At 65.9% G+C, this 12,458-nt stretch carries 5 protein-coding genes and 2 pseudogenes; all 7 read left to right on the top strand.

What is annotated here, in order from left to right; genetic code table 11:
• Positions 1 to 201 precede the first annotated feature (201 nt).
• The 7 genes and pseudogenes from ltrA to WME89_RS47675 all read left to right on the top strand — a co-directional run bounded on the left by ltrA (position 202) and on the right by WME89_RS47675 (position 12,450).
• Positions 202 to 2,030: pseudogene (gene ltrA, locus WME89_RS47705) on the top strand (group II intron reverse transcriptase/maturase).
• Positions 2,031 to 3,653: 1,623 nt separating this feature from the next.
• Positions 3,654 to 4,982 carry a SpvB/TcaC N-terminal domain-containing protein gene (locus WME89_RS47700; protein WP_438006170.1) on the top strand — a complete coding sequence of 443 codons (1,329 nt, stop codon included), beginning with the start codon at positions 3,654 to 3,656 and terminating at the stop codon, positions 4,980 to 4,982.
• 29 nt (positions 4,983 to 5,011) lie between these two features.
• Positions 5,012 to 6,649: an FG-GAP repeat domain-containing protein gene (locus WME89_RS47695; RefSeq protein WP_438006169.1), complete on the top strand. Its 1,638-nt coding sequence runs from the start codon at positions 5,012 to 5,014 to the stop codon at positions 6,647 to 6,649.
• A 67-nt stretch (positions 6,650 to 6,716) separates the two neighbouring features.
• Positions 6,717 to 10,415 carry an RHS repeat-associated core domain-containing protein gene (locus WME89_RS47690; RefSeq protein ID WP_438006168.1) on the top strand — a complete coding sequence of 1,233 codons (3,699 nt, stop codon included), beginning with the start codon at positions 6,717 to 6,719 and terminating at the stop codon, positions 10,413 to 10,415.
• 12 nt (positions 10,416 to 10,427) lie between these two features.
• Positions 10,428 to 10,703: a hypothetical protein gene (locus tag WME89_RS47685; protein ID WP_438006167.1), complete on the top strand. Its 276-nt coding sequence runs from the start codon at positions 10,428 to 10,430 to the stop codon at positions 10,701 to 10,703.
• A gap of 410 nt (positions 10,704 to 11,113) precedes the next feature.
• A pseudogene (locus WME89_RS47680) lies at positions 11,114 to 11,524 on the top strand (RHS repeat domain-containing protein); the annotation flags it as partial.
• Between the two features lie 587 nt (positions 11,525 to 12,111).
• On the top strand, positions 12,112 to 12,450 hold the full coding sequence (locus WME89_RS47675) for a papain fold toxin domain-containing protein (protein WP_438012061.1): 339 nt from the start codon (positions 12,112 to 12,114) through the stop codon (positions 12,448 to 12,450).
• Positions 12,451 to 12,458 lie beyond the last annotated feature (8 nt).

Raw genomic sequence — 12,458 nt, 5'->3', positions numbered from 1 at the left:
CGTGGCGCGCCTGCGGACGACCACGCGGATCGCGGCGCCGGTGCCCACCGCGGCTTGCCCTGCGCGCTGCCGCTCCCCGCCACCCTTCGCCGTAGGTTGCTCTCGCATCGCGCCGCGAATCTATGGCGACGGCGCGCACCACGCGAGGATGGGCTCTACAGAACGCATAGTGCGCCGGGATAAACCGGCAGGAAGATGAGGATGAAAGCGCCTTACGTCGAAGGAGTAGCGAACCACGACGGCCCCGAGTCATGCGCCTGGACCCGCAAGGGGACGGGCGAAGCGTTGACAGGGGTACGTACGGGCAGGGTATTGAGCCGCGAAAGCATGAAATCCGGGGTGCCGACGCTGTTATGCGAAGCGGAAGGCAACACGGCCGGGGGCGCTACCGCGAGCCTTCGGTCGGCCCTGCGCGGTCGGAGACCCCTCGCACGTGCGGATTCTTCCTGCGCGAGAACCGGGAGATCCACGAGTCGCCCGCGGCGGATGGTGCCGCGGGCCGCATCGGGAAGGCCGGAGGCCGGACGCCGATGATGCACGACTCGCGGAAGTCGGACAGGCCCGTAGTACCGACGAAGCCCTCGAACAAGGCGGAGCCGTCCGCTGCGGAGGGGGTGGAGGGAAGGGGTCTGGCCAAGGGGAACACGGACGAGCAAAACGCACCCCGGACGCAGAGCCGGATCGAAGGTGCGCCCAGTGCGCTCGACCGTGTACGACAGAGGGCACGACAGGACAGGAAAACGAGGTTCACGGCGCTCTTCCACCTCGTCACCGTGGATCGGCTTCGGGACGCGTACCTCTCGCTGCAGAAGAGGGCCGCGCCAGGAGTCGACGGGGTGACGTGGGAGCAGTACGGAGAGAACCTGGAGGCCAATCTCCTCGATCTCCACGCGCGGCTCCATCGAGGGGCGTACCGGGCGAGACCGTCTCGGAGGGTGTACATCCCGAAGGCCGACGGGCGGCAGCGGCCGCTCGGCATCGCCTCGCTGGAAGACAAGCTTGTCCAGCGAGCCGTGGTCGAGGTGCTGAACGCTATCTACGAGGTGGATTTTCTCGGCTTCTCGTATGGATTCCGCCCGCGGCGCAGCCCGCATCACGCCTTGGATGCGCTTGCCGTCGGGATCCTACGGAAGAAGGTGAACTGGGTGCTCGATGCCGACATCCGTGATTTCTTCAACACCATCGATCACGGATGGTTGGTCAAGTTCGTCGAGCACCGCATTGCGGACGGAAGGATTCTGCGACTCATCCAGAAGTGGCTGAGCGCAGGGGTGATGGAGGAAGGTCGCTGGACCGCGAGCGAGCAGGGGTCCCCACAGGGAGCGACGGTGTCGCCCCTTCTGGCGAACATCTACTTGCACTACGTCTTCGACCTGTGGGTTCAGCAGTGGAGAAAGCGGCACGCGCGCGGCGATGTGATCGTCGTACGCTACGCCGACGATCTCCTGGTTGGATTCCAGCACAAGCCGGATGCCGTGAAGTTTCTCGACGCGATGCGCGACCGATTGCAGCGCTTCGCGTTGGCTCTTCATCCCGACAAGACGCGGCTGCTCGCTTTCGGCAAGTTTGCGAACGCGAGACGGCGAGAGCGATACCTGAAAGGAGCTGCGGAGACATTCTCGTTCCTTGGTCTCACGCACATTTGCGCGAAGACCATGGCAGGAAAGTTTCTGCTGGCGCGGCACACGGTGAAGAAGCGGATGCAGGCGAAGTTGCAGAAGGTGAAGGCCGAGTTGCAGCTCCGCAGGCATCAGCCCATCCCCGAGCAAGGGCGTTGGCTCGGCCAGGTCGTGCGCGGATACTTCGCGTACCATGCCGTGCCGACGAACATTCATGCGCTATCGTCTTTCCGCACCCAGGTCATCCGTACGTGGCACCGCGCCCTGCGACGTCGGGGGCAACGTGACCGGACGGACTGGGTGCGGATGGCAGTCCTAGCGCAGCGGTGGATCCCACCCGCCCGTGTGCTGCATCCCTGGCCTGACGAGCGCTTTGACGTCCGTACCCGAGGCAGGAGCCCAGTGCGGTAGCTCCGCTCGCTGGGATCTGTGCGGGGGGCGGCCCAAGCTCGACGGGGCGAAGGGCCGTCCCTACCGCGACCAAGTACTTCGACGCCTGGCGCCACGCGATGCCGTGGAGCCACTTGCGAAGCGCGTCGCGCGGCTTGTCCTTCGGGTCCGGCCGGTACTTGCCGCGCCGCACCGCTCGCCACGCGCCGAGGAAGACCTCTTGCTCCACGTCCTCGCGGTCGCGCCTCGGGATGCCGGCGAGCGTGGCGCGGACGATGCCGCGCTCGGCAAGGATCGCCTGGACCGGCGGGCGCTGGCTGGGATGTCGTGCGGCAGGCGGGCGGCGAGCCCCCTTCCGCAGGCGCCTCATCCGCTCCTCCCGCACGCGGGGCAGCGGTCAGCCGCCACGGGTGGGCTCAGCAGGCGCTCCACGGTCGTCTCAGCGACGCGGGCAGCCAGCAGGACGAGCGCGGGCGAGCCTCGGCCGATGCCGCAGGCGACGCCGGCCAGCGTGCGCGTGTGGATGCCGCCCATGGCCTGGGAGACGGCGCGCCACGTGCCGAGGCGAGCCTTGAGCCCACGCAGGGCAGCGCGGAGGCGTCGGGTCTCGTCGGTCGTCAGGGAGAGGGATCGGCTTCGGTGGTACGAGCGGCGTGTGGGTACACGTCCGCCTTGCCCGCTGTCGGGCGGGATGAGGTATAGCTGCACTGTCGGACCTCGTTGCGTCGGGGTTCGGCCACGCAGCCCGGGGTGGTGAGACACCCGCGGGCTGCACTTCTTCCGGCCGAACCTAGCCGCTCACGCGAGGCACGGAGTCAAACTAGGACAAGAGTCCTCAAATTAGGACACCACCCTCGCGACAGCCTCAGATTGAATTTAAATTCAGCCGGAAGGTTCCCGGCAGCCTCCGGTCTGAATTTCGATTCTCCACGGTGGCTCGCGACAGCCTCAGGTTGAATTTAAATTCAGCCGGAAGGTTCCCGGCAGCCTCGGACCGGTGGTCCGAGTGCGGTCGAACCGCATCTCGCGGCCGTTGCCGGTGGCTCGGGGGGAGCGCTGTTCGGCTACCACGTCCGCTACGCGATGCCGCGCCCATCCTGGCGCTCGCCGCAGGCGCTCCGCCTCGCGGGTCCGGCGAGCATACCGCCTCACGGGCCCTCGCGGAGAAATTGACACGACTGCGTCACGGCGGCGCGGACACGGGGTGGTGCGCTCTGCGGTGTGACGAAGGGCGGTGAAACGCAGGGCAACGGGGCAGCCACGCGATCAAGGCCCGAGCGATGAGCTCAGCGTTTCCACTGACGCAGTGGTGGTAGGCTCGCCGAGCGCGGTGACGGCTCCGCCGCGGGCTCGTCCTCCCCCGCTTCCACGGACACCCACGGGAGCGGGGGGAGGACCAGTCCGCGCCGGGCGCGCGGTGGCTACGCCGCCCTGGACCCGCGCTCCGGTAACCATCCGTTGCGGGGGAAGACCACTGTCCGAGGCCGGCGCCCTCCGCGGCTGGGCCTTGGGGGCTCTGATGAGCACGACGCCGACGCTCCGGGATGATGACAACAGAAGACGTCTGGTGCAGTGTGCTGCGCTACGATCGCGGTTGCGCATGCCGCCAGCGACCTCGGCTCAACGCCAGGGGGAAACATCTTGATGAACATCGCACGCAAGCACCTCTCCGTGCGGGAGGACAGGACCCGCAGATCACGGTACCACGCGATCGCCGTGCTCTGCCTGGCGCTTTCGCTCCAGGTCATCGTCGTGCTCGGAGCCGGCTGCACGCTGACGAGCGACGGCGAGATCGGGAGCGCGCAGGGCGCGGGCACGAGCCTCTGCCCGTCTCTTACCGATGCGCCGATCGATGCGGCTCCCTATGACGACACTGTATTCGGGACGGTCCCGTCCTACCGTGCTCCCATCGCAGGAGATGAAGAAGGACCGCACGGCGCGCCCAGCGTCACCCCGCCGGCGACTGCCCATGACGCACTGAACTGGCCGTTTCGCACGCTGGCGCCGGCCGACGGGCTCGGCAAGACGCCCGGAAGCTTCGCGGTCGGGGATAGCGACGGTGCGGCCATCTATTCGATCCCCATTCAGGTTATTCCAGGTCGAGCAGGGATCCAGCCCGAGCTAGCGATTCAATATCATAGCGACAAGGGCAACGGGCTCCTCGGCGTCGGGTTTTCGCTCCAGGGGCTGTCCTCGATCGCCCGCTGTGGACGCACATATGCGGACGACGACACGCTGCAAGGGGTCACCCTCACGCCCGATGACCGTTTCTGCCTCGACGGCCAGCGCCTCGTCGCTGTGAGCGGCGCTTACGGGGCCGACGGAACCGAGTACCGCACCTCCCCGGACACCTTCGTGAAGGTCGTGTCCCATGGCGGATCGAAAGAGCCAGACCTGTACACCGGGCCAGAGTCGTTCACCGTTTATACCAAGAGCGGGCTGAAGCTCACGTTCGGGGGCAGCACCTCCAGCGCGAGGGTGCTCACGGGCAACGTTGCGCGGAGCTGGGCGCTGCGGGTTGTTCGCGATCGCGTTGGTAACCTCATGAACATCGAGTACGAGAGGATCTCGGTCGAGGGCGGTACGGCCGAGCACTACCCGAAGGAGATCCGGTACGGCGGCCATGTGCACGGGGTCCCTCACAGCAGGAGCGTTCAGTTCGATTACGAGACGCGCCCCGACGTGCTGACGCGGTACACGCACGGGCTGGAGACGACGGTGCAACGGCGCCTGCAGCAGATCAAGGTCACCGCAGACCCCGGTTCCACGTTGTTTCGCCGCTACGATCTCAAGTACATCGAGAGCGAAGGCAGTGGCCAGAGCCTTCTGGAGACCGTCACCGAGTGCACGGCGGGCGCGTGCAAGCGCCCGACGCGGTCGTCTACCCTGACCTCGAGCGGTGGAACTTCGCGCTCGGAGTCGATCCTGGCTGGGGAGCAACACCGAACGAGCATCTCCCCAAAACGTATTTGACGGACATCCCGTCCACGGATGAGTACCAGGTGGGCGACTATCAGCGCGGATTCCCGATCGACTACAATCAAGACGGCAAGACCGACCTTCTCCTGGCGGACTTGTCACCGACCTGGCGCGTCCTCGAGTCGACGGGGATCGGGTTTCGGCTTCAGGATACGGGAATACCTCGCTCGCCGCGATCACTCTTTTTCTATGATCTGGCTGGCGTGTACGACTATCTCACGGCGGGCATTTACCTGGTCGATCTGAATGGGGACGGAATCAAAGATCTCTTCGAGTTCGATTTCTGGCCCAACGACCCCGAGCGTTGCTTCCCTTTTGCTCCGGAGGTGTGTGGTGGTCAGTGGGGTTACCGCCTGCACGATGGCCACGGCTTCGGCCCGCGCGTTACAATACCAGAGCTCGATGGGACCACCATCGCGATGCCGGTTGTCCCGCTCGATGTCGACGGTGACGGAGCACAGGAGATTCTCCTGTTTCGTTGCACGGCATACGCGTACAAGAGCTGCGAGACTGTTGAGTCTGGGGAATACCAGATCCTGCGGTGGCGGAAGCAGCCACACTCCGGCGATGGACTGATCACGCTGACGAGCAGCGGCATCAGCGACCCAAGCCAGGACTACCGAGAGGCGCTCGTGCCTGTGGACGTCAACGGAGACGGCCTGAAGGACATCGTCGCAAGCAAAACGTACGGGGATGACGCCGACTATAGCTTGTCTCTCTGGATCAACCATGGAGGATCGTTTGTGCACCACGGGATCGCGACCACCAGCGAGTTCATGGCGCTCGAGCGTAACCTGCAGGCGAGCCTCGTCCTTGACTATGACGGCGATGGACGGGAGGATTTGCTGATTCCCTATGAACATGATTGGCCATTTGATGATAAGTTCGCGAAGCTCTTCCTTCTCCGGGCGGCGCCGTCGGGACGAGCCTTCTTGGTCGAAGACCCCGGGCTTCCCTACGAACCCGCTCCTGATGAGCAGACGAACGAATCCTGGCCGAGCCGGCAAGGTCCGCGGATGGCCGACGTTGATGGCGACGGGCTACATGACCTGGTGACCGTTCATCAGGGGAAGTTCCGGGTACGGCTCCACCGGGCTCCCTATGGCGGGAGACCGGATGCGGTCGTCAGCATTCGCGATGGCGGCAATGACTTCGATCATGACACGATCGGGCACACGCCGGGGGGGGCGGCTCCACCGACCGTCGCCATCCATTATGCGCCGCTGATCCGCTCCTACAGCCCGAGCATGACGCTCGAGCATGGGACCGATCCGGATGCCCTCTACCTCCTCCGCGCGGGCGCTGGCGCACTTTGCAGCTACCCGTGCAAGCGGTTCGTCGGGCCGAAGTACGTGGTGGCCCAGCATCTGGAGGACGTCAGCACTGAGCCCGGTAGCCCGACTGGAGCGACGAACCGACGGCTCACGGCACACTCGTACGGACGCGTTCGTCGACCGACACGGCCGCGGGTGGCTCGGCTTTCGCGCGCACGTTCGCCATACGACTCACACCGACGACTTCAGCGGCTCTGCCGAAGGGTATCCTGTCAGCAGGAGCGGCGCCTGGACCCGGACGGTCTACGACCCGACGACCTTCGATGCGGAGACGCGGAGCTATCCGTACGCGGGGCGGCCGATCTTGACGCTCACCTTCGGGCATGACAGCTGCGGACCGGATCCGAGCGCTCCGTCGGGGATGTGGCTGTCGATGGACCGGGCGACCTGGACGGTGCGCGCGACGAACGGCGGCGAGAGCTACTTCGTCTACCAGGACCGCGCGCAGCGCAGCGACCACGAGTGCCTTCGGTGGACGCCTCTTGAGCTCGGACGGGTGTTTGCCGCGGAAGAGATCCTCAACGCCGAGAACATTCCGTACCGCGCCACGGATCTCGAGAGGGACGTGGACAGTTTCGGCAATCCGACGCGCGAGGCGACGCAAGCTTGGGCTCCCTCCGTCGACGTGGTGACTCCCTCGACAACGACGGTCGCTACGTACGACAACCACACCGACTCGTGGCTGATCGGCCTGCGCCGCGTGGTCACGACGACGGACGTCAGCGCCGAGGGCGCTCAAGTCCGCACGGGCGAGACGATCTACGACACCACAACGGGCCTGCCGACGCGGATTACAAAAGGCCACCCAGAGGAGGAGGCGCACTGGCTCGACACCCAGCTCGACTACGATGATTACGGAAACGTCGAGCGCTCGACGACGGTCGACGCCCACGGTGTCACGCGCCAGACCGTGTATACGTACGAGCCTGACGGTACGTTCCTCCACGCCGTGCGCGACGGGCTCGGCCATACGACGCGTTTCAAGTACCATCCCTACCTGGGTGAGCTGGCTGCGGTCGTCGATCCGAACGGCCTCACGACGTGGTCGGTTTACGACGGCTTTGGCAATCTGCGACGAGAGCACCGCCCGGACGGGAGCTCGACGACGCACTGGCTGACGCGCGACCTGGTGGGTGCGGAGTGGCTGGTCACGGCGCACGCACAAGAGACGACGGGCGCCACGTCGGCGACGCGGCTCGACCGGCTCGGTCGTCCGTTCTGGGTGCAGCGCCACGGGTTGAGGGGGAAGGTGAGCGAGACTCGCCGGCGCTACTGGGGGTTTGGCGGCGTGCGCGCGGAGTCGTTGCCGTACGAGGCAGGTGAATCGACTCCGGGGTGGACCGAGCATGCCTACGACCGTCGCGGGCGGCCCGCCTCGGTGGTCGAGCCGGACGGCGTGACGATCTCGATGACGTACGCCGGGACGAGGACGACGGTCACGAACGGACGGGCGCATCAGAGCACCGTGGTCCGCAACGGCCGAGGGCAGGTGGTGCGGGCGGAGGACGCGCGCGACGAGACGACGACGTACCACTACGGGCCGTTCGGCAGCCTGTTGCGGATCACGGACGCGCGGGGCGATGCGCTCGTGCACGAGGTCGACGCGTACGGGCGCGTGACGGAGGCGTGGAACCCGGATTCGGGGGTGCGAAGCTTCGTCTACGACGCCTTCGATCAGGTCCGGTCGGAGACGGACAACAAGGCGCAGACGACGCTGTTCTGCCACGATGAGGTGGGCCGGCCGACGGTGCGTCAGGACGTGGACGGGCTGACGCAATGGACGTACGATGAAGGGCCGCACGCGGTCGGCAAGCTGGTGAGGATGTCGAGCCCTGATGGCGTCATCGTGCAACATGAGTACGACGAGGCCGGCCGGCCTTGGAGGGAGACCACGGAGCTGCCCGGCCCGTCAGGGGGGAGCGAGTCGTTCGCGGTCCGGCGGGTGTACAACGCGCGTGGCGAGCTCCGCCGGGTGGCGTATCCCGCCGTGGACGATGATGCGCCGTTCGCCGTGGTCTACCGTTATGACGACTATGGCCACCTGACGGCCGTGGAGGAACCAGCGACCAGCCGTGAGCTATGGCGGTGGGACCACGCCGATGCGGCGAATCGGATCACCCGGGAGCACTTCGCCAACCGGGTGATGACCTCGCGGAAGTACGTGCCGGCCACCGGGATGCTGGAGCAGAGCACGACGAGCTGGCGGACATCGTCAGCGCCGCTGTCGACGGTGATCACCCTGCAGCGGCTGTCGTACGGGTATGACGGGAACCGGAACGTCGAGCATCGAACAGACCATCTGCAGGGGCTGACCGAGACGTTCGATTACGACGAGCTGGACCGGCTGGAGGACGTGTACCTCGGAGACGGAGCGACGCCGCTCTATCACTACGAGTACGACGACTTCGGCAACATCACGTACAAATCGGACGTGGGCAGCTACGAGTACGACGGCGATCGGCCGCACGCCGTGCGGCACGCGAACGGCAAGGCGTACGAGTACGACGAGAACGGCAACCAGACGGCCCGCCCGGTCGACGTGCGCGGCGCGAGCAACGCGTCGGCGGCGATCACGTACACGCCGTTCGACAAGCCGCGCCGGATCGAGGCGGAGCACGGGCCGACGACGTACGAGTACGACGGCGACCGGCAGCGCGCGCGCAAGGTGTCGCCGGCGCAGAGCACGACGTACGTGGGCGGGCTGTACGAGCGGCACGAGCACACGGCGGGTGGCGTGGCGCACAAGATGCGCGTGATGGGGCCTGAAGGCGTGATCGCGGTGGTGACGATCGCGGTCGACGCGGCGGGCAACGCGACACGCAGCGAGCATTACCTGCATCCAGGCCATGATGGGTCCGCGGGTGTGATCACGAACGAGCTGGGGAGGGTGGTGGAGCGGCGCAGCTACGACCCGTTCGGGCAGCGCCGGAATCCCGATTGGGCGAACGGTGGACCGGCCGCGGTGCCTCCGAACGAGACGATCGGGTTCACCGGGCATGAGGACGAGGAGGAGCTGTCGCTCATCAACATGCGAGGGCGGGTCTACGATCCGGCGCTGGGGAGGTTCTTGTCGGCGGATCCGTTCGTCCAGGCGCCGTTCTTCTCGCAGAGCTTGAACCGCTACAGCTACGCGTTCAACAATCCGCTGAGCTTCGTGGATCCCACCGGGTACCAGGCGACAAGCGCGTACTTATTCGAGTGGATGGACGGTGGGGGGTCTCCCGGGCTGACCTTCGACAACTGTGTCCACGGTGACGGATGCGTTCACATCGAGGTGGGGCAGACTGGCTTGCCGGGCATCCACAACGATCCGGCGTCGGGCGAGCCGTTCGGCCATCGCGAGCCTGGTCCTCCAGGGTTGGGATTGGGTCTCAACCTGGATTTGTCCGGTTTGCAGCCGGGCTACGCGCTCGGGTCGCGATGGAACCCGCACAGCTCGCTGGGGCAGGTAGGGCGCGACGTATTCGGGGAGGAGCGACCTATCGCTACATGGTCGATGTCGCCGGAGACGACGCGTACGTTGATAGGTGCGATGCCCCTCCCTGGCATGAGCAGCCTGGCGGTTTTCAGCGATCCGCACGCCACGCCCACGGACAAGGCGATCGCGGTCGCCCTCGACGCGCTGAGCGTGGTCGCCGTGGGCGCCATCATCAAGTTCGCCAAGGCCGCCGGTGCCGCCAGCAAGGCAGGGAGCGCGGCGCGCGCCGGCGCGGAGGCGCTGGAAGCGTCGGTCGGGGCCGCGACGCGAGGAGAGCTGCTCGGCGCTCTCGGCGCCCGCGCTCGCCAACTCGGCGGATTCGCCGAACATGGGATGCCGATCATCCTCGACGAGAACCTCGCTGGTCGCGGGGTGGCGGAAGCTCTTCGCGCAGGCGGCTACAACGTGCGTTCGGTCGTGGAGATTTTTGGCCGGAACGGGATCAAGGATCCGGCAATTCGGCAATACGCCGAATCCATCGGAGCGCGCGTACTGACCGCAGACCGCGGTCGACAAATTGGTGAAGGATTCGGTCAACTCGCGATTCCCGTGAGTTCACGGGTGGGGCCGGACGTTCCGTCCCTTCTCCGGATTCTCGGCGATGCGATGAAGTAGGAGTACGCCGATATGGATGAATCACAGCGGATGCCGACGGTCGTAAACAAGTGGAGAGTGCTCGCTTACCACGGAGCGGAGCGAGTGGAGGTTGAAGGTGAGGGTGTTTTTGACGAGCTCGTCGTTGATGATTGGATTCATCTTGAGCAGATGAACGATGACGTTTGGTGGCTCCGGGTTGGTGATGCTCGCGTGACAATTACGGTTGCTCCGGGTCAACAGCCTACAGTCGATATTTGCCGTGCCTTCTATGCGCCGCAAATGGGTGCGTCGAGCGTTCATGAATAGTGTTGATGGCACCATGGCGTGACGGCGGAGCGGTGCGCAGAAAGCACTCCTCTATATTGCCAATGGATATACGAAGCGCCGTAGGCCGAGGACGCTCAGCCTACGGTGCTGCCAGCCGCCGCAACGATCCCGCCGCCCGTTCCTGGACTAGGATCTATCTATGAGTACGACGAGAACGGCAACCAGACGGCCGCCCGGTCGACGTGCGCGGCGCGAGCAACGCGTCGGCGGCGATCACGTACACGCCGTTCGACAAGCCGCGCCGGATCGAGGCGGAGCACGGGCCGACGACGTACGAGTACGACGGCGACCGGCAGCGCGCGCGCAAGGTGTCGCCGGCGCAGAGCACGACGTACGTGGGCGGGCTGTACGAGCGGCACGAGCACACGGCGGGTGGCGTGGCGCACAAGATGCGCGTGATGGGGCCTGAAGGCGTGATCGCGGTGGTGACGATCGCGGTCGACGCGGCGGGCAACGCGACACGCAGCGAGCATTACCTGCATCCAGGCCATGATGGGTCCGCGGGTGTGATCACGAACGAGCTGGGGAGGGTGGTGGAGCGGCGCAGCTACGACCCGTTCGGGCAGCGCCGGAATCCCGATTGGGCGAACGGTGGACCGGCCGCGGTGCCTCCGAGCGAGACGATCGGGTTCACCGGGCATGAGGACGAGGAGGAGCTGTCGCTCATCAACATGCGAGGGCGGGTCTACGATCCGGCGCTGGGGAGGTTCTTGTCGGCGGATCCGTTCGTCCAGGCGCCGTTCTTCTCGCAGAGCTTGAACCGCTACAGCTACGCGTTCAACAATCCGCTGAGCTTCGTGGATCCCACGGGGTACCAGGCGACAGGCGAGAACTTCTTCGACTGGATGGACGGTGGGGCGCCTGCCGGGGTGACCTACGACAACTGTGTTGTCGGCCCTGGATGCGTTCAGGTCGAGGTGGGGCAGCCTGGCTTGCCAGGCATCTACAATGATCTGGCGTCGGGCGAGCCGTTCGGCCATCGCGAGCCTGGTCCTCCAGGGTTGGGATTGGGGTTGAGCCTCGATCTGTCCGGTCTGCAGCCGGGCTACGCGCCCGGGTCGCGATGGAACCCGTACAGCTCGCTGGGGCAGGCAGGGCGCGATGTAATCGGGGAGGAGAGACCTATCGCTGACTGGTCGCTGTCGCCGGAGATGACGCGTGCGGCGATGGGCTTGATGCCCATCCCTGGCATCAGCAGCCTGACGGTTTTCAGTGATCCGCGCGCCACGCCCAGGGACAAGGCGATTGCGGTCGCCCTTGACGCGCTGAGCGTGGTCGGCGTGGGCGCCATCATCAAGTTCGCCGGCAAGGCCGCCGGCGCCCCCAGCAAGGCAGGGCGCGCGCCGGCGCCGAGGCGCTGGAGGCGTCGGTCGGGGCTGCAAGGGGAGTGGCTACCGCCCAGCGGATTGCTGGAAAGATCTCTGGCAGCCTCAAATGCTTTGGCCGGTGCGCCGACTTTGCGAATGTACTTCAGAAGGGACTGCAGAAGCAGGGCGTGTCGGGAACGCGCATCGAAATCCAGGTCGGCAAAGGCATCACGCCGTATTCAAACAAGTTTGGCGCACTTGCCGAGCGTGGTCGTGGACATACAGCTGTTCGCGTCGGCGACGCCGTCTTCGACAACTTCAGGCCCGGTGGCGTGCCGTACTCGGAGTTCATCGACGATCTTGGCGGCTCAGACTTCTTCGGTACCCCATTTGTAAATGTTATCGAGATTGCGTTTTGACAGGAGGC

Origin of the sequence: Sorangium sp. So ce321, assembly GCF_051530195.1 — a bacterium.
Classification (GTDB): Bacteria; Myxococcota_A; Polyangia; order Polyangiales; family Polyangiaceae; genus Sorangium.
The sequence above is the reverse complement of the archived record's forward strand: the minus strand, read 5'-3'. Positions and strand labels throughout refer to the sequence as shown.